This window comes from Streptomyces avidinii (genome assembly GCF_014650695.1).
Lineage (GTDB): Bacteria > Actinomycetota > Actinomycetes > Streptomycetales > Streptomycetaceae > Streptomyces > Streptomyces avidinii.
The window spans coordinates 87,968-105,440 of record NZ_BMVL01000020.1; the positions used below are offsets into that span (position 1 = coordinate 87,968).

Annotated in this window: 17 protein-coding genes; 10 read left to right on the forward strand and 7 right to left on the reverse strand. The window is 72.5% G+C overall.

From position 1 onward, the window contains the following. Positions 1-4 precede the first annotated feature (4 nt). The 3 genes from IE257_RS34820 to amaP are packed head-to-tail and all read left to right on the forward strand — an operon-like array spanning position 5 to position 1,549. Positions 5-409, forward strand: a complete 405-nt coding sequence (locus tag IE257_RS34820) for an Asp23/Gls24 family envelope stress response protein (protein ID WP_189973840.1) — start codon at positions 5-7, stop codon at positions 407-409. After that, on the forward strand, positions 406-987 hold the full coding sequence (locus tag IE257_RS34825) for a DUF6286 domain-containing protein (RefSeq protein ID WP_189973841.1): 582 nt from the start codon (positions 406-408) through the stop codon (positions 985-987). The genes IE257_RS34820 and IE257_RS34825 overlap by 4 nt, the downstream gene beginning before the upstream one ends. A 4-nt stretch (positions 988-991) precedes the next feature. Then, on the forward strand, positions 992-1,549 hold the full coding sequence (gene amaP, locus IE257_RS34830; RefSeq protein WP_189973842.1) for an alkaline shock response membrane anchor protein AmaP: 558 nt from the start codon (positions 992-994) through the stop codon (positions 1,547-1,549). A gap of 37 nt (positions 1,550-1,586) precedes the next feature. Here the strand turns inward: amaP and IE257_RS34835 are convergent, their stop codons facing one another. From IE257_RS34835 to IE257_RS34855, 5 genes are all read right to left on the reverse strand, one after another. Beyond that, on the reverse strand, positions 1,587-2,342 hold the full coding sequence (locus IE257_RS34835) for an SDR family oxidoreductase (RefSeq protein WP_189973843.1): 756 nt from the start codon (positions 2,340-2,342) through the stop codon (positions 1,587-1,589). A 9-nt stretch (positions 2,343-2,351) separates the two neighbouring features. Continuing rightward, positions 2,352-3,143, reverse strand: coding sequence for an SURF1 family cytochrome oxidase biogenesis protein (locus tag IE257_RS34840; protein WP_189973844.1), 792 nt, complete (start codon positions 3,141-3,143; stop codon positions 2,352-2,354). An 83-nt stretch (positions 3,144-3,226) separates the two neighbouring features. Then, positions 3,227-3,460, reverse strand: a complete 234-nt coding sequence (locus tag IE257_RS34845) for a metallothionein (protein WP_030009585.1) — start codon at positions 3,458-3,460, stop codon at positions 3,227-3,229. Between the two features lie 92 nt (positions 3,461-3,552). Then, positions 3,553-4,530 (reverse strand): DEDDh family exonuclease, encoded by a 978-nt coding sequence (locus IE257_RS34850; RefSeq protein ID WP_189973845.1) that lies wholly within the window; start codon positions 4,528-4,530, stop codon positions 3,553-3,555. 132 nt (positions 4,531-4,662) lie between these two features. Continuing rightward, positions 4,663-5,286, reverse strand: a complete 624-nt coding sequence (locus tag IE257_RS34855; RefSeq protein WP_189973846.1) for a TetR/AcrR family transcriptional regulator — start codon at positions 5,284-5,286, stop codon at positions 4,663-4,665. A gap of 124 nt (positions 5,287-5,410) precedes the next feature. On the opposite strand from IE257_RS34855, the gene IE257_RS34860 reads away from it, so the two are divergent. From IE257_RS34860 to IE257_RS34875, 4 genes are read left to right on the forward strand one after another with little or no spacing between them, the layout of a single operon-like run. After that, on the forward strand, positions 5,411-6,220 hold the full coding sequence (locus IE257_RS34860; RefSeq protein ID WP_189973847.1) for an acetoacetate decarboxylase family protein: 810 nt from the start codon (positions 5,411-5,413) through the stop codon (positions 6,218-6,220). Between the two features lies 1 nt (position 6,221). After that, the gene (locus IE257_RS34865) at positions 6,222-7,106 is read left to right on the forward strand and encodes an SDR family NAD(P)-dependent oxidoreductase (RefSeq protein ID WP_189973848.1); all 885 of its coding nucleotides are present in this window, start codon (positions 6,222-6,224) and stop codon (positions 7,104-7,106) included. 12 nt (positions 7,107-7,118) lie between these two features. Beyond that, a complete protein-coding gene (locus IE257_RS34870; protein WP_189973849.1) occupies positions 7,119-8,405 on the forward strand; it encodes an amidohydrolase family protein in 1,287 nt (428 codons plus the stop codon). Further along, complete coding sequence (locus IE257_RS34875; protein ID WP_189973850.1) at positions 8,402-9,625, forward strand: amidohydrolase family protein; 1,224 nt, start codon at positions 8,402-8,404, stop codon at positions 9,623-9,625. Before IE257_RS34870 ends, IE257_RS34875 begins: the two co-directional genes overlap by 4 nt. Before the next feature lie 25 nt (positions 9,626-9,650). Here IE257_RS34875 and IE257_RS34880 read toward each other — a convergent pair whose 3' ends face one another. Then, positions 9,651-12,713, reverse strand: coding sequence for an NACHT domain-containing protein (locus IE257_RS34880; RefSeq protein ID WP_189973851.1), 3,063 nt, complete (start codon positions 12,711-12,713; stop codon positions 9,651-9,653). Between the two features lie 114 nt (positions 12,714-12,827). Here IE257_RS34880 and IE257_RS34885 point away from each other — a divergent pair, with 114 nt between their 5' ends. Genes IE257_RS34885 through IE257_RS34895 form a run of 3 tightly spaced genes read left to right on the forward strand, consistent with a single transcriptional unit; the run spans position 12,828 to position 15,594 of the window. Next, on the forward strand, positions 12,828-13,799 hold the full coding sequence (locus IE257_RS34885) for a sterol desaturase family protein (RefSeq protein WP_189973852.1): 972 nt from the start codon (positions 12,828-12,830) through the stop codon (positions 13,797-13,799). Further along, complete coding sequence (locus IE257_RS34890) at positions 13,796-14,494, forward strand: lysoplasmalogenase (RefSeq protein WP_189973853.1); 699 nt, start codon at positions 13,796-13,798, stop codon at positions 14,492-14,494. Before IE257_RS34885 ends, IE257_RS34890 begins: the two co-directional genes overlap by 4 nt. A 56-nt stretch (positions 14,495-14,550) precedes the next feature. Next, a complete protein-coding gene (locus IE257_RS34895; RefSeq protein WP_189973854.1) occupies positions 14,551-15,594 on the forward strand; it encodes a zinc-dependent alcohol dehydrogenase family protein in 1,044 nt (347 codons plus the stop codon). 97 nt (positions 15,595-15,691) lie between these two features. Here IE257_RS34895 and IE257_RS34900 read toward each other — a convergent pair whose 3' ends face one another. Next, a complete protein-coding gene (locus IE257_RS34900; RefSeq protein ID WP_189973855.1) occupies positions 15,692-17,248 on the reverse strand; it encodes a S8 family serine peptidase in 1,557 nt (518 codons plus the stop codon). Between the last annotated feature and the right edge of the window lie 225 nt (positions 17,249-17,473).

Below are 17,473 nucleotides of genomic sequence, written 5' to 3' on the forward strand. Positions count from 1 at the left end.
GCCGATGAGCAGCAGCACCGACAGCACCAGCAGCAGCCCGCCGCGATCCGGCGCGCCCCGGGTCGCCGCCGCCGACCGCGGGGCCACCCGCATCGCGGACCGGGTCGTGGCCAAGATCGCGGCCCAGGCCGCCCGGGAAGTGCTCGGCACGACCTCGGGCGCGCCCGCACACGCCACCGTCACCGTGCACCACGACATCGCGCGGGTCCGGGTGAGCCTGGAGGTGGATTACCCCTCCGACCTGGCCGCACAGTGCGCGGCCGTACGCCGCCAGGTCGCGCTCCGTGTCGAGGAGTGCGCGTCGATGTCCGTACCCGAGGTGGACATCGACATCGAGCACCTGCACTCCACCCACACCCGGACCACCCACACCCGGACCGCCCGCGGGCGGGACCGGCGGCTGCGGTGACGGCCCGCCGCTCCGGCCGGGTCCACCGGTTCCGCTCCGCCCGGCGCATCCCCGCCGCGCTCACCGCCCTGGTCGTGCTCGGGGTGGCGGGCCTGTTCCTGTACGACCTGGCCGCGGTTCGGGCCGGCCGGCCCGGGATGAGCTGGCGCCGCGATCTCGCCGACGGCCTCGCGACGCACACCCCCGCGGACCTGGGCGTGCAGCTGATCGCCGGGGCCGCCGCCCTGGCCGGGGCGGTGCTCCTGCTGCTGGCGCTCGCCCCCGGACTCCGGGGGATCCTGCCGATGCGGCCCCCGGACGGGCCGTACGGGCCCGACGGCCCGGACACGGCGGCGCGCGTACGGGCCGGGCTCGGCCGCAAGGACGCCGCGCAGATCCTGCGGGACCGGGCCATGGAGGTGTCCGGGGTGCGGTCCGTTCGGGTCAAGGTGCGCCGGTCCCACGTGGGGGTGCGGGCCACCTCGCACTTCCGCGAGCTGGACGACGTACGGGCCGACCTGGACGCGGTCCTGGCCGTCGGAATCGAGGAACTGGGGCTCGCGCACCCGCCGCAGCCGCGGGTACGGGTCAGGAGGTGACGGGGTGCTCGGGACGGTGAACCGGATCCTGCTGGCGGTGGCCGGAACGGTGCTGCTGGCGGCGGGGATCGTGGTGCTGACGGGTGCGTGGCCGCTGCACGGCCGCCGGGCGCCGCTGCTGAGCGAGGCGACCCGGAGCCGGTACTGGCACGCCGACGGCTGGTGGTGGTGGGCGGTGGTCGCCGGACTCGCCGTGGGCGTGCTGCTGGCGCTGTGGTGGCTGCTGTCCCAACTGCGGCGCTCCCGGCTGGGAGCGGTGGTCGTGGACACCGGGGACGGGGCGTTCGCCCTGCTGCGCGGGCGCGCGCTGGAGGCAGCGGTGGCCGCGGAGGCCGGCGCCGTGGAGGGGGTCGCCGGCTGCCGGGTCGCCCTGCGCGGACGGCGCGGCTCGCCGGCGCTGCGGGTCGCGCTGGAACTGGAACCGCACGCGGTCCCCGCCGATGCCCTGGCCGCCGTGGCGGGCCCGGTGCTGACCCACGCCCGTACCTCGGCGGGCCTCCCGGAACTCCCCGCGGAGGCCCGCCTCAAGGTGACGTCCCACCGGTCCCAGCGCGTGACGTAGGGCGGCGTCCTGCCGGTCACGCGGGGCTCTCGGCAGGTCAGAAGCCGTGCCGGGAGCCGCCGTCGACCGGCAGCATGACGCCCGTCAGGTACGACGCCGCCGGGGAGAGCAGGAAGGCCGCCGTACGGCCGAACTCCTCCGGGGCACCGTAGCGGCGCAGCGGGATGCGGGACTCGTTCCCGGCCCGCGCGGCCGCCGCGTCCCCCGACAGCGCGTCGAGCTCGCGCACCCGGTCGGTGTCGATGCGTGCCGGAAGCAGGCCGACCACCCGGATCCCGCGCGGGCCGAGCTCCAGCGAGAGGGACTTCGCGAAGCCCGCCAGACCCGGGCGCAGACCGTTGGAGATGGTCAGGCCGGGGATCGGCTCGTGCACCGAGCCCGACAGGACGAAGCCGATGACCCCGCCCTCGCCCAGCTCGGCGGCGGCCGCCCGGGCGAGGCGGACCGCGCCCAGGAAGACCGACTCGAAGGCCGCCGACCACTGCGCGTCGGTGTTGTCCGCCGCGAAACCCGGCGCCGGGCCGCCGACGCTGATGAGGATGCCGTCGAGGCGGCCGAAACGCTCCCGCGCGGTCGCGACGAGCCGCGCGGCGGCCTCCGGGTCGGAGTTGTCGGCGGCCACCCCGGCCGCGTTCGGGCCGAGCCCGGCGGCCGCGTCGGCCGCCCGCTTCTCGTCACGGCCCGTCAGCAGGACCTTCGCGCCGTCGGCGGTCAGCTCCCGGGCGGAGGCGAGACCGAGGCCGCGCGTGGCTCCGGTGACGATGTAGACACGGTCTTTCAGTCCAAGATCCATGCCGACACGCTACGCCGTCGCCGGCTCCTGCCGGGAGGCTTCGGCACCGGCCGCCTCCTCCTCGCGCTCGCGCTTCTCGCGGCGTACGAGGACCACCCAGCCCACCGGAACCGCGCCGGTGAACAGCCACCACTGGACGGCGTACGCCATGTGCGGGCCGATCGAGTCGTGGTCGGGGTCGGCGATGGTCTCCGGGCCGCCGTCCGCCGGTTGCGGCGCGGTGAGCTCCATGTACCCGCCGAGGACCGTCCGGCCCAGGTACTCGGCCTGCTGTGCGCTGTTGATCAGCATCACCTGACGGTCCGGCAGGCCCTTGCGGTCCTTGATGCCGCTGCCGCCGCTGGTCTCGTCGGCCTTCAGCCGGCCGGTGACGGTGACCTCACCGGCGGGCGCGGCCGGCACCGGCGGATAGGCGCGCGGGTCGTCGCCGCCCGGCACCCAGCCCCTGTTGACCAGGACCACCCGGCCGTCGGAGAGGACCAGCGGGGTCAGGACGTGGAAGCCGACCTTGTCGTCGTTGTCGGTGCGCATCCGTACGACGACCTCGTGCGCGGTGTCGTAGGTGCCGGTCGCGGTGACCGCGCGCCAGAAGTCGGCGCGGGGGACCCGGTGCCCGGGGGAGGTGACCTCGGTCACGGGTACCGGCTTCGCCCGCAGGTTCGCCTCGATCAGCTGGTTCTGCGTGACCCGGTGCTCATGGCGGTGGTACTGCCAGAACCCCAGCTTGATCATCACGGGGATGAGGGCGAGGGCGATCAGGGTGAGGAACACCCACTGCCGGGTCAGCACAAAGCGGTACACGCCCACGACGGTACCCGCAGCGCGAAGGACCCCGGCAGCCGGGTGGCCGTCCGGGGTCGGTCGGGTCGGAGGGGCCGGACGGATCAGACGCGGTCGACGATGCCCACCTTCCCCTCCGCCCGGGCGCAGTGCGCCCCGCAGAACCACTGCCCCGCGACCTCGACGCCCTGGCCGATGATCGAGACCCGGCAGTGCTCGCAGACGGGCGCCATGCGGTGGATGGCGCAGGAGAAGCAGTCGAAGACGTGCACGGCGCCCTGCGCGTGCACCTCGAAGGACATGCCGTAATCGTTTCCGCAGACCTCACAACGTGCCATGGGCCGAATGCTGCGCACGGAGACGGAACGGAACAAGATCCAGCGGGGTGAGTCGCCGCGCCTGCACCCGGCCGGCGCAACGGCCGTTCGGTTCAGGACTCGGCCGGGGCCACGTCCCGCAGCAGCTGGGTGAAGGCCGCCTCGTCGACGACCGGGGTGCCGAAGCTCTTCGCCTTGACCGTCTTGGAGGTCGCCGAGTCGGGGTCGTTGGTCACCAGCAGACTGGTGAGCCGCGACACACTCGTGGCGATGTGCAGGCCCGCCTCGACCGCACGGTCCTCCAGCAGCTCCCGCTCCACCGAGGTGTCACCGGAGAAGGCGATCCGCATGCCCTGCTTCAGCGGCTTGCCGTCCTCGAAGCGCCCCGGATTGGGGTGCGGGCACGGCGGCCGCTTGCGCGAGGGCCGCCAGCTGCTGCCGCGGTAGGAGGACTGGTACCCCACCCGCGGGGTGGCGGCGGAGTCCGACCACTCGGTCAGCGGCCGGCATTCCAGCAGGGGCAGCCGCACGCCCCCCTGCGCGGCCGCGTGCAGCGAGGGACGGAACGCCTCCGCGAGCACCCGGGCGTCGTCGAGCGCGTGGTGGGCGCGCTGCTGGACCACGCCGAAGTGCGCGGCGAGGGACTCCAGCTTGTGGTTGGGCAGCGGCAGGTTCAGTTCCTTCGACAGGGCGATGGTGCACAGGCGCTGACGGACCGGCGCGGTCGCCGCGGCCCGCGCGTACTCCCGGGCGATCATCTGCCAGTCGAAGATGGCGTTGTGCGCGACCAGCACCCGGTCCGCGAGCCGGTCGGCGAACTCCTCGGCGATGTCCTCGAAGAGCGGCGCGTCGGCGAGCATCGCGCTCGTCAGCCCGTGGATCCACACCGGCCCCGGATCCCGCCGCGGGTTGACCAGCGTGTACCAGTGGTCCTCCACATTGCCCTGGGCGTCGAGCCGGTAGACGGCGGCGGAGACTATCCGGTCGTCGCGAGCGAGCCCGGTGGTCTCCACGTCGACGACCGCGTACCCCTGTGGGTACGCGGTCGGCCACATCGTCTCTGCGGTCGTACGGTCGGCGAGCATGGTCACAGAGGATATCGGCCCCGACTGACAGCCGTGGCCGCGCCGGCGACTGCCCGCCGTCGGAGCGGGCCGTGACGAGGTCGCCCGCGACGAGCGGTTCGAGCCCGCGGCCGTCAACCGGGCCGGGCGGCAGCCGGTCTACGGGTCCGGCGTGAGCAGGGCGTGCACCAGGGCTCGCACCGACAGCAGGAACAGCCGGTCCGGGTCGGCCGGGCGGGCCAGGGCGCGGGCGAGGGCCGGATCGTGGGGAGCCGCGGCCGGGTCCCAGAGCTCGCTCTCGGCCGGGGACTGCGCGGGAGCGCGTTCGCGGTTGCGTTCGACGAGGAGGTACCCGACGACCTGGAACTGGACGGCGCGCACCGCGTCCGCCGCCCGGGCGCCGCGCAGCCCGGCGGCGTGCACCTCGTGGACGAGTGCCTGCTGGGCGGGCAGGAACATCCGCTCGGTGAGGCCGCGTTCGTGGACCATCGCGATCAGGTGCGGACGTGCGCGCAGTTCGCGGCGCAGGATCCGGGCCACGGCCAGGATCCGATCGGCGGGGGTGCGGCCGGCCGGCCGGATGGCGCCCATCTCGTCGACGGTGCGCTGGACGAGGGCGTCGAGGAGGGACTCGCGGTTGCCGACGTGCCAGTAGATGGACGTCACCGCGGTGCCCAGTTCGGCGGCGAGCTTGCGCATGGTGAGGGCGGCCGGGCCGTGCTGCTTGACCAGCGAGGCGGCGGCCTCCAGCACCTCGTCGCGGGTGAGCGCGGTTCTGGACACGGTCGCCCCACCACCAATCTGTCGGATCGTCAATTCTGGTCCGTGCAGGGGTCTTTACCCTTCATCGGTGGCAGTGTAACTGTGTTACAGACCCGACCCCCCGAGATGAGGGATGGTGCGATAGATGGCACGCGTACGGTACGGAGCGCGGACCGAGGCCGAGATCGCGGCGTCGCGCGAGAAGAGCTCGAAGCTCCCCGACATCTGGTCCACCGGCGTCGTGGCCGTCTGGGAGAGCGATCCCGACGTGGTGGCGGCCGTCCTGCCACCGCCGCTCAAACCGGCCGACCGGCCCCTCGTACGGGCCAACATCAGCAAGGTCGACCTGCCCGGCTACCCGCTCGGCGCCGGCTCGGTGGCCGTCGCCGCCCGGCACGACGGGGTCGAGGGCTGGTACCCCCTGGTCATGCCGATGACGCACGAGCGCGCCCTGACCGGCGGCCGCGAGGTCTTCGGCGAGCCCAAGAAACTCGGCGAGGTCACCGTCGAGCGCGACGGCCTCGTCGTGCACGCCTCGCTCGCCCGGCACGGCATCGCCTTCGTCGAGGTGCGCGGCGCGGTGGACCGCGCGCTGCCGCTGCCCGAGCCCACCAGGAAGACCGACTTCTACTTCAAGTTCCTCCCCGCGGTGGACGGTTCGGGCTTCGACACCGACCCGGTGCTCGTGCACTGCACGCGCAACGAGAAGGTCCGCAGGCTGGAGCACATCACCGGCGACGTCGTGCTGCGGGAGTCGATGTTCGACCCGGTCGCCGACCTTCCCGTCCGCCGGATCGTGGAGATCACCATCGGCGAGAAGACCACCGACCAGAAGGGCCGGGTCGTGGAGCGGGTCAGTGCCCAGGCCCTGCTCCCGTACATCCACCAGCGCTACGACGACCCCATGCAGATCCTCGACGCGCCCCCGGAGGGATCGTCAGGGGGGAGGGGCTGACATGCGACTCGAACCGGGACAGGTGGCCGTCGTCACCGGAGCCGCCAGTGGCATCGGCCTCGCGATGGCCCGCCGCTTCGCCGCCGAAGGACTGAAGGTGGTCCTCGCCGACGTGGAGGAGTCCGCCCTGCGCAAGGCCGCGGACGAACTCGTCGCGGACGGGGCCCAGGTCCTCGCCAGGACGGTCGACGTCAGCGACCGCGACTCCGTGATCGCGCTGGCCGACGCCGCCTACGAGACCTTCGGCGCCGTGCACGTGCTCTGCAACAACGCGGGCGTCGGTTCCGGCGCCGAGGGACGGATGTGGGAGCACGAGCCCAACGACTGGAAGTGGGCCTTCTCCGTCAACGTGTGGGGGGTCTTCCACGGCATCCAGGCCTTCGTACCCCGCATGATCGCGGCCGGCGGCCCCGGCCACGTCGTCAACACCTCCTCCGGCGACGGCGGCATCGCCCCGCTGCCCACCGCCTCCGTGTACGCCGTCACCAAGGCGGCCGTGGTCACCATGACCGAGTCGCTCTACGCCCACCTCAAGGCGGAGGGCGCCGCCGTCGGGGCCTCCGTCCTCTTCCCCGGACCCCACATGCTGCGCACCGGGCTGTGGGAGTCGCACCGCAACCGGCCCGAGCGGTACGCGAAGCAGCGGCCGCGCAAGGCCCCGTACCGCAGCCTCGACCAGTACGAGGCGGCGATGAAGAAGGCCGGCCACGAGGTGCGGTTCACCCCGGTCGAGGAGGTCGCCGAGCACGTCGTCGACGGCATCCGCGCCGACCGCTTCTGGATGCTCCCGGCCGGCGAGCACAGCGACCGGCAGATCCGCGCCCGGTCGCAGTCGATGCTCGACCGGTCCAACCCCGCCTACCTGGAAAGCTTCATCCTCGACTGAGGGGCGTGTGTGGTGAGTACGAACGAAGACCCGTACCTGATCATCTCCTCCGACTGCCACGCGGGCCTGCCCACCGAGCAGTACCGGCCCTACCTGGATTCCCGCTTCCACCACCGGTTCGACGAGTTCCTCGGCGAACGCGACGCCCGCCGCGCGGAAGCCACCCGCCTGGGCGTCCGCAACGAGGCCTTCGCCGAGAAGTGGTTCCGCGACCACGAGGAAGGCCTCAGGGGCGGCTGGGACACGGCGCAGCGGCTGAAGGAACTCGACGGCGACGGTGTGGCCGCCGAGGTCGTCTTCCCCGACGCGGACGCCGTCGACAGCCAGACCGCGGCCCCCTTCGGAGTCGGGCTCGGCCTCTCCGGCGACCAGGACCCCGAGCTCGGCATGGCGGGCGCCCAGGCGCACAACCGCTGGCTCGCCGAATTCGTGGGGCAGAACCCCGAGCGCCACTGCGGAGTCGCCCTGCTCCCCGTCACGGGCGAGCCGGAGAAGGTCGTCGCCGAGATCCACCGGGCCAAGGAGTCCGGGCTGGGCGCGCTGATGATCCCCGCGATGTGGGTGGACAAGGCGCCCTACCACGACCGCCGCTACGACCCCGTCTGGGCTGCGGCCGCCGAGACACAGATGCCGATCGTCACCCACTCCGGGTCCTCGCCGCGCCACGAGTACGGCGACCACCTGGGCATCTTCGTCTCCGAGGTCACCTGGTGGCCGGCCCGGCCGCTGTGGTTCCTGCTCTGGTCCGGCGTCTTCGAGCGGCACCCCGGCCTGCGGTTCGGCGTCGCCGAAGCGGGCTGCTGGTGGCTGCCGAATCAGTTGTGGTTCATGGACCGGCTCTACCTCGGCGCGCACGGAGGCAAGAAGCTCTCGCCGTTCGAGGAGCTGAAGCGGCCGCCGAGCGAGTACCTGGACCGCCAGGTCTTCATCTGCGCGACGAACACCAAGCGCCGCGAGCTGGCGCAGCGGTACGAGATCGGCGTGGACAACATCCTGTGGGGCTCCGACTTCCCGCATCCAGAGGGCACCTGGCCGAACACCCGGAGCTGGCTGAAGAACACCTTCCACGACATCCCGGTCGCGGAGACCCGCCGGATGCTGGGACTCGCGGCCGCCGAGGTCTTCGGCTTCGACACCGCGAAGCTGGCCCCGATCGCCCGCCGGATCGGCCCCACCCCGGCGGAACTGGGCCAGTCCCCGGACCAGGCGGCGGTGGAGGCCTCCTGGGCCCGCTCCCGCGAGGTCGGCCGCCACTGGCTGAGCGGCAGCGACTTCCCCGTACTGGGGGTGAACCCGTGACCTCCGAGGACCGCTACACGGTGATCTCGGCGGACTGCCACGCCGGCGCCGACCTGCTGGACTACAGGCCGTACCTGGAGAAGCGCCTCCACGAGGACTTCGACGCCTGGGCCGCCACGTACGTGAACCCGTACGAGGACCTCCTCGCGGACACCGCCGACCGCAACTGGAACTCCGCGCGGCGCCTCGCGGAACTGGAGGCCGACGGCATCGTCGCCGAGGTCGTCTTCCCCAACACCATCCCGCCGTTCTTCCCCAAGGCCTCCCTGATGGCCCAGCCGCCGACGGCAGCCGAGTACGAGATGCGGTGGGCGGGGCTCCAGGCGCACAACCGCTGGCTGGCGGACTTCTGCGCGGACGCGCCGGGTCGCCGGGCGGGGGTCGTCCAGATCCTCCTGAACGACGTCGACGCGGCGGTGAAGGAGATCCGCCGCACGAAGGAGGCGGGTCTGACGGGCGGCATCCTGCTGCCCGGCGTGCCGCCCGGCTCCACCGTCCCCGAGCTCTACTCCGCCGCCTACGACCCCATCTGGGCGGTCTGCGACGAGCTGGACGTCCCGGTCAACCACCACGGCGGCTCCGCCTCGCCGCCGCTGGGCGACGAACCGGCGGCCCGGGCCGTCTTCATGGTGGAGACGACCTGGTTCTCGCACCGCGCCCTGTGGCACCTGGTCTTCGGCGGAGCATTCCACCGCCACCCGGGCCTCAAGCTGGTCCTCACGGAGCAGGGCTCGGGGTGGATCCCCGGGGTGCTGGAGATGCTGGACTACTACCACGGCCGCCTGGTCGCGGCGTCGGCCACGGCCGAGTCCAAGTTCGGGGCGGGCCTCGCGGAGTTGATGGGCCGGGGCCCGAGCGAGGTCTGGCGGGACAACTGCTTCGTGGGAGCGAGCTTCATGCGCCCCCACGAGGTCCCGCTGCGGGAGCGGATCGGCCTCGACAAGATCATGTGGGGCGCCGACTACCCCCACGACGAGGGCACCACCCCCTTCTCCCGCGAAGGCCTCCGCATCGCCTACGCGGGCCTCCCGCGGGAGGAGGTCGCCGCGATGGTCGGCGGCAACGCGGCCCGCGTGTACGGCTTCGACCTCGCCCTGCTGGACGCGGTCGCGGCGAAGCACGGCCCGCTGGTCACGGACATCGCGGAGCCGTTGACGGAGATCCCGCCCAGGGCCACGAGCCCGGCCTTCGCCCGCGGCGGCTCGGTCCGCGTCTGGTGACGTGTTCCCTCCGGTGCGGTCCGGGTCACAGGATCCGGATCCGCTCCGGAGGGAACAGGTGGGTCCCGAGCACCTCCGTGTCCTGGTACATCTGGACGGTCAGACCCGGCAGGCCGGCGAGTCCGGTGAGGTCCACCGTGCCGCAGGAGCTGAGGGTGAGTGTGGCCAGTTCCGACAGGCCCCGCAGAGCGGTGGGCGGGGTGACGAACCGGCAGTCGGCAAGCCACAGGTGGTTGATCCGGGGAAACCGCAGGAGGTTCTCGGGGACCAGTTCATGGCAGTGGATCATCTGCAGGTAGGTGAGGTCGGGGGGATCGTCCGCGGCCCACAGGTCACGGCCCTGGTCGTCTCCCGCGATGCTCAGGGAAGCGAGTTCCGGCCACCGCTCAAGTCCTTCCAGGGACATGCTCTCGGTCCCCTCGAACAGCCACAGCTTGGTCAGTCTCGGCAGTCCGGGCAGTTCCCCGACGGATCGGTGGCCGCCTGTAGAGCCGAGCCCGAGGGAGAGGAGACCGGTCAGCCGCTCCAGGACGCGCAGCCGGAGCCCGGGGCTGCGCAGGGTGAACAGGTGTTCCAGTTCCAGGTCCGTCAGCGGGGTGAGGTCGGTCAGGGCCGGACAGCCGTGCAGGCTGAGGCTTTCCAGTCGCGGCAGCGCCGCCAGCGGCCCGACGTCGGTCAGGAAAGGGGAGTCCACCACGTGGAGGACGCGCAGGCCGCCCCGCCCCGAGACCTCGACGGGGATCTCCGGGAATCCGACGAGCCGCAGCCGTTCGAACTGCTGGAGCGTCCCGAGGCAGGCGAGTTGCCCGACAGTGGTCACCGTGAGTGCGCCGTAGCCGAGATCGGCCCCGCCGAGCACGTCCTGTGCGTAGGCGTGGGGCTCGAAACGGGCCCAGGCCTCGTCGAGTTCGTACACGGCCTTCGGGCCGGTCTCCGCACGGAACCGGCGGATCACCGTCAGCGCGCGCTCCCCACCGACCAGGGCCGCCGTGCGGATGGCGCCGGCCGCAGCCAGGTCGCCGAGGCCTTCCTCCGGGTACGGCAGCAGGTCCAGGACCAGTTCGCCTGCCGCGGCCAGCTCCTCGGCCTGCTCCGGGCCGCGCGGCGGCAGCAGGTCCGCGGTACGGTCGAGGACGGCCTGCCGGACGTGCGGGTCCAGCTCCGGGGCGTGTTCCAGGCAGGCCGCCGCGAGGAGGACGAGCCGGTTGCGGGCGCCCTTGACCTTTTCGGCGCGGCGGAGCAGGCCTCGTAGCAGGCGGGCGCGTTCATCCGGGCGGGCGTGGCCCACGGCCATGCGGACCACGTCGTCCCAGGTATCGTCCTGGGCGTTTTTCACCAGCACACCGAAATCACGGCACTCCACGGCCGCCTTGGCCCCCAGGTAGTCCTGGAAGGTGCGGTGCACGAAGACCACCGAGCCCGGCACCGGCTCCAGGAGCAGCCCGCTGCGGATCAGTAGGTGTGAGAAGACCTGCTCGGCGTCGGCCTGCGCCCGTACCTGCGGCATGGAGTCGAGCCACTCGCCCACCATGTCGACGGCCTCGACACGGTCGGCCTCCAGCTGGCCGTTGCGGATCAGCCAGTACGCCAGGCGCTGGAGCAGCGCGATCTGCTCCTCCCGGGTGAGGTAGACCCCCTCGACCCCGCAGATCTCCCGCTCCGTGTCCCGCCGGACCAGCAGCATGTCCAGCGCCGCGTCGTACAGCTCCTTGCGGGCCCGGGGGAGCTGCATGCGCCGGTCCTGGTTCAACGCGCAGAGCAGGGCGCACATCAGCGGGTTGGTGGCCAGCCGGGCCAGGTCCCGCCGGGAGGAGACCGCCTCCAGCAGCGAGGCTTCGTACGCGTCCACCTGCTGTCCTTGCGCCCGGGCGGCCGCGTGCCAGTGCTCCACGAACGCGCGGATGTCCCGCCGGTCCATCGGCAGCATCGCGTGCGTGGCGAACCCGAGCCCCGCGAGCCAGTCCTCCGGAACAGCCGACGGACGGGTGGTCACCACGTACCGCGCCTTCGGAAAGGCGGAGATCAGCGAGCGCAGCCAGGTCTCCGTGCGGGTGCGCAGCCGCTGCGGGACCTCGTCCACGCCGTCCACCAGGACCAGCGCCCGGCCGCTGAGCATGAGGTCCTCCACCCAGCCGGGCGGCGCCGACAGCGGGACGCCGCCGGCGCGCAGGAAGTCCTCCGGCAGCGGCAGGTCACCGGACGCGGTGAAGGAGCGCAGCCGCAGCACGAACGGGACGCACGTACTCCACGGTCCGTCGCTCTGCCGGGCCGCGTTGAGGGCCAGCCACTGGACCAGGGTGGACTTGCCCGAGCCCGCCGGGCCGCGCAGCAGGACGCGGTCGGCGGAGGCGAGGGCCTGCTCGGCCCGGACCTGGGTCCGGTGGGGTTCCGGGTCGCCCGGCAGTCCCTGCTCACCGCTGACCGCGAGGCTGATGTACGCCACGTCCAGCGGCCATTCCTGGCGGGACCGGCTGAGGGTGAGGCCGAAGAGCTGGAGCCGGCCGTGCGTGCGCGCGATGTACTCGGCGTACCGCTCCTCGAAGGCGTACGCCGCCCCGTCCCCGGCGGCGCCGAGCCGGTCCACCGCTCGTGCCAACTCGCCCGTCCGTCGGACCAGTTCCACGTCCGCCCGGGCCCCGAAGCCCGGCAGGGTGGTCACGTACTCCACCGCGTGCGCGCAGCACAGCCGAACCAGGCGTCCGTACAGGGCCCCGGCGGCGGGAGCGAGGCCCGCCGGGGGCGGTGGCAGGGCGGCCGCCAGGGCCGACGGGTCGAGGTCCGCCGCGAAGAGGGCCCCCGCGTCCAGGGCGCCGAGCGCCGCGAAGCCGTCGCCGACCGCGTCCAGCGCGGCCAGACGCTCGTGCTCCGGCAGCGCCGCGCACTCCGGGCCGAGCCGCGACGCCAGGGTTTCGGTCAGGCGCCGCATCTCGCTGTCGCCGAGTTCCGCCGGGGGCCTGCGCCAGGGCGGGGCCGGCCGGGCCGGGGCGGTCGTCAGGCCCGCCCCCGGGGCCCGCGCCAGCAGGGACCTCACCAGCGTCGCTGCCGCCGTGCCCGCCACCCGTAAGAGAACCGTCTCGAAGCCCGTCATTCCGCGCCCTCCCCTCGGCTCGGACATCATCTCCTGAACCGCCGGTAACCCCGATGGATACCGATCGGTAACAACCTCTAGCGGCAGCCCGGAAGGCGCCTCTATGGTGCCCACATGCCGAACCTGCCCGATGTCGTGCTGTGGTCCATACCTGCCTTTGTGCTGCTCACCGTCATCGAGGTGGTGAGCTACCGGCTCCATCCGGACGAGGACGCCGCCGGTTACGACACCAAGGACGCCGTCACGAGCGTCACCATGGGCCTCGGCAGCATCGGGTTCGACCTGCTCTGGAAGATCCCGGTCGTGGCGGTCTTCACCGCGGTCTACGAACTGACCCCGCTGCGCGTGCCGTTCCTGTGGTGGACCGCCCTGCTGATGCTGCTCGTCCAGGACTTCCTCTACTACTGGCAGCACCGTCTCCACCACGTCATCCGCATCCTGTGGGCCTGCCACGTGGTGCACCACAGCAGCAAGCGGTTCAACCTCACCACCGCCCTGCGCCAGCCCTGGACCAGCGCCACCACCTGGTGGTTCTACCTGCCCATGGTGGCCCTCGGCGTGCACCCGGCGGCGATCCCGTTCTGCTACGGAATCAACCTGCTCTACCAGTTCTGGGTCCACACCGAGCGCATCGGCAAGCTGCCCCGGCCCTACGAGTACGTGTTCAACACCCCCTCCCACCACCGCGTCCACCACGCCTCGCAGGGCGGCTACCTGGACCGCAACTTCGGCGGCATCCTGATCGTCTGGGACCGGATGTTCGGGTCCTGGGTCGGGGAGACCGACCGGCCCGTCTACGGGCTCACCAAGAACATCACCACCCACAACCCGCTGCGCGTGGCCACCCACGAGTACGCCGCCATCGCCCGCGACGTACGCGCCGCCGGGAGCTGGAGCGAGCGCGCCGGCCGGGTGTTCCGCGGCCCCGGCTGGCAGCCGGCGTCGGCCCGGCAGAGCGCCGCCCCGGCATCCGCCCCTGCCCCGGCATCCGCCCCGGCACCCGCCCCCACCCCAGGCCGGGAAGCCGCCGCCGAGACCCGGCCGTCCGTGCAGGAGACCCCGTCCGTGCAGGAGACCACCGCGTGAGCACCGCAGACAGCACCGCCGAGTCCCCCGACCGGCCCGCTCCCTCCTGGGTCGCCGACCGCGAGCCCGCCGGACGGCAGCGTCTCGGCCGCCTCGCCCTCGTGGCCTTCGCCGTGGCCGCCGCCGTCGACCTCGGGTCACTGCTGGCCGGCTGGCACCTCGGCCACGTCATCGCCAAGCCGCTGCTGATGCCGCTGCTGGTGACCCACATGGCCACCCGCGGGGCACCCCGCCTGCTGCTCGCCGCGCTGCTCTTCGGCTGGGGCGGGGACCTGGCCCTGCTCTTCGACGCAGAGCCCGCCTTCCTCATCGGCATGGGCTCCTTCGCCGTCGGGCACGTCTGCTACCTCGTCCTGTTCGGCAAGCGCCCCGCGAACCCGCTGCTCGGGGGCGCGTACCTGCTCGCGCTCCTCGGCACCGTCGCCCTGCTGTGGTCCGATCTCCCGGCCGACCTGCGGATCCCGGTGGCCGGCTACAGCCTGCTGCTCACCGCCATGGCGTTCCGCTCCAGCGCCCTCGGCCTGCGCGCCGGGATCGGTGGAGCGCTGTTCCTGCTCTCCGACACCCTCATCGCCACCGGAGTCGCGGACTGGCCCCAGCTGCCCCGCCCGGACTTCTGGATCATGGCCACCTACCTGGCCGCCCAGTACCTGCTGGCCACTGGCGCGACCACTCGGGAAGCAGGCGTACGGTAGGACGGTTCCACAGTCGTACAAGACTGAACAATCCCGACCCGGAGGACTGCACCACCATGCGCGCCACCGTCATCCACGCCCCGCTCGACATCCGCGTGGAGGAGGTGCCCGACGCTGCGATCCAGCGCCCCGAGGACGCCGTCGTCCGCGTCCTGCGTGCCTGCATATGCGGCAGCGACCTGTGGGCCTACCGCGGCGAGGCCGCCCGTCAGCCCGGCCAGCGCATCGGCCACGAGTTCCTGGGCATCGTCGAGGAGACCGGGTCCGCCGTGTCCGGCCTGCGCGCCGGAGACCTCGTCGTCGCGCCCTTCATGTGGTCGGACGGCACCTGCGAGTACTGCGCCGAGGGGCTGTTCACCTCCTGCGAGCACGGCGGCTTCTGGGGTTCGGTCGGTCACGACGGGGGCCAGGGCGAGGCCGTCCGCGTCCCGCACGCCGACGGCACCCTGGTGAAGCTGCCCGCCGAGGCCGTCTCCGACGACCACCTGCTGACCGGGCTGCTCGCGCTGTCCGACGTCATGGGCACGGGTCACCACGCGGCGCTGGGCGCGGGCGTGCGCGAGGGCTCCACGGTCGCAGTCGTCGGTGACGGCGCGGTGGGCCTGTGCGGCGTCCTCGCCGCCAAGCGCCTGGGCGCCGAGCGGATCATCGCACTGGGCCGCCACACCGCACGTACCGACATCGCCAAGCTCTTCGGGGCCACCGATGTCGTCGCCGAGCGCGGCGAGGCGGCCGAGGCGGCCGTGCGCGAGCTCCTCGGGGGCCGGGGCGCGCACGCGGTCATCGAGGCGGTCGGCACGGAGCAGTCCATGCGCACCGCCGTGAACATCACCCGCGACGGCGGGTCCATCGGCTACGTCGGCGTTCCGCACGGCAGCGGCACCGGCCTCGACCTCGGGGTCATGTTCGACCGCAACATCACCCTGCGCGGTGGCGTGGCCCCGGTCCGCGCCTACATTCCGGAGCTGCTGGAGGACGTGCTCAGCGGCGCGATCGACCCGGCGCCCGTCTTCGACCGGGCCGTGTCCCTGGACGAGGTCCCGGACGGCTACCGGGCGATGGACGACCGCAGCGCGCTCAAGGTGATGATCAAGCCCTGAACGCATCCGCATTGAACGGGTGACTGGATGAGCGGACGGGCCGGGCGGGGGATCCCCCGCCCGGCCCGTCCGCTCTGCCCCTGCCGTGCGGACGGTCCTACTTCACGGCCTTGAGCGCGTCGATCACGCCGTAGCCGTAGTAGCCCGTCTGGCCCCACTTGCTGTTGCAGGTGGTGGCGTCGATCAGGGTGCCCGCGGCGTCGTAGATCTGCGTCGGGCAGGACGCCTTCGTGGACTGGGCCTTGAGCATCGCCTGGAGCTGTGCGGGCGTGGCCGACGGGTGGGCGCTCTTGAGGAGCGCGGCGACGCCCGCGACGTGCGGGGCGGCCATCGAGGTGCCCTGCTTGTAACCGTAGAGCCCGCCCGGGACGGTCGACAGCACGCGGCCGTTGGCGTCCGGGGTGTTCGGGACCTGCCACTTGTCGCCGCCGGGGGCGGCGACGTCCACGACGCCGAGGCCGTAGCTGGAGTAGTACGAGCGCAGGCCCTTGTCGCCGGTCGCCGAGACGGTCACCACACCCGGCAGCTGCGTCGGCAGGTCCAGGCAGACCCTGGGGTCGATGGTGCGCGGAACCGGGGTGGTGTCGTTCGGGCTGGTCTCGTCGACGAGGGAGTCGGCCGCCAGGTCCTGGTTGGAGTTGCCGGCCGAGGCCACGTGGAGCGTGCCCTTGCGCTCGGCGTACTTGGTGGCCCGCCCGATGGCCTCCACCAGGGCCTTCTGGTCGTCGTCGGACTTGCAGTTGAAGAGCCAGGGGTCGACGTAGTAGCTGTTGTTGGTCACCTCGATCCCCTTCTCGGCGGCGAACATGAAGCCGCAGACGACCGCCTCGGTGTAGAAGAGGCTGGTCCCGGGCTCGCTCACCTTGATCGCGGCGATCTTCACGCCCGGCGCGACACCGCTGACGCCTATGCCGTTGCGCGCGGCTCCGATGGTGCCGGCCACGTGCGTGCCGTGGTCGCTGCCGTCGGCGTACGGGCGCCAGGCGCCCTCGGTGGTGTCGGCGACGCCGCCCACGCAGTTGGCCGACTGGCTCTTGGAGAAGTTCGGGGCGAGATCGGGGTGGGTGTCGTCGACACCCGTGTCGATGATGCCCACCGTGACGTTCCGGCTGCCATCGTTGATCTTGTGAGCCTCGTCGGCCTTGATCGTCCGCAGGTCCCACTGGTTGGGCTCCAGCGGCTCCTGACCCTCCTGGGCCGCTGCCGCCGCCTTCGCGGCATCCGCCGAGCTCAGCTGCTGGGTCGTCCCCTCCTCGGTGGTCTGCACCGCCGACATGGGGGCCGTCCGGGTGGCGCCGACCGACACGAAGAGGCCGCGCTGGGCCCGCAGCTGCTTGGCGAAGTCCGGGTTCTGCGAGTGCGCGACGACGACCCCGATCTGCTCATGGGCCGTCACCACCGTTCCACCGGCCCGCTCGATCGCCTTCTTCGCCGCCTTCACGGTGGCATAGGCGTTCAGGTTGGCCACGTACGACAGCTTGGGGCCGGAGGTGTCGGCCTTCGAGGCCGCCGCCGCGTCGGCCGCGGTGCCCAGCGGGGCGGCCGAGGCCGAGACCGCGGGCAGGAAGGCGAGCGAAGCGGTGAGCGCCAGGCCGACCGGTACGGCGAGAGCACGACTGCGCTTCTTGGGCGCACGTGACCCCAGCTGATCCATGGGTTCTCCAGATCATCTTCGAGAGCCGCCCGCACGCGGTCGCGTCGGGCGGGTGCATGACAAGCGAACCTAGTGCCGGCGTTCCCCTCTGCGCCATCAGTTCGAGAAATCAGTTCCCTCAAGAATCACCGGGTGTTGAACCGTCCCGACGCGCCGGCCGTGCCGTTGACAGGGGGGCTCAGCGCCACCGTCCCCCACACGGAGGTTGTTTTGTCCGTCGTCCCC

Bases quoted from the DNA above. Each gene is read 5' to 3' on its own strand.
- IE257_RS34900 (WP_189973855.1), bottom strand. From the start codon at position 17,248: ATGGATCAGCTGGGGTCACGTGCGCCCAAGAAGCGCAGTCGTGCTCTC.
- IE257_RS34895 (WP_189973854.1), top strand. From the start codon at position 14,551: ATGCGCGCCACCGTCATCCACGCCCCGCTCGACATCCGCGTGGAGGAG.
- IE257_RS34835 (WP_189973843.1), bottom strand. From the start codon at position 2,342: ATGGATCTTGGACTGAAAGACCGTGTCTACATCGTCACCGGAGCCACG.
- IE257_RS34885 (WP_189973852.1), top strand. From the start codon at position 12,828: ATGCCGAACCTGCCCGATGTCGTGCTGTGGTCCATACCTGCCTTTGTG.
- IE257_RS34820 (WP_189973840.1), top strand. From the start codon at position 5: ATGAGCAGCAGCACCGACAGCACCAGCAGCAGCCCGCCGCGATCCGGC.
- IE257_RS34865 (WP_189973848.1), top strand. From the start codon at position 6,222: ATGCGACTCGAACCGGGACAGGTGGCCGTCGTCACCGGAGCCGCCAGT.
- IE257_RS34860 (WP_189973847.1), top strand. From the start codon at position 5,411: ATGGCACGCGTACGGTACGGAGCGCGGACCGAGGCCGAGATCGCGGCG.
- IE257_RS34845 (WP_030009585.1), bottom strand. From the start codon at position 3,460: ATGGCACGTTGTGAGGTCTGCGGAAACGATTACGGCATGTCCTTCGAG.
- IE257_RS34880 (WP_189973851.1), bottom strand. From the start codon at position 12,713: ATGACGGGCTTCGAGACGGTTCTCTTACGGGTGGCGGGCACGGCGGCA.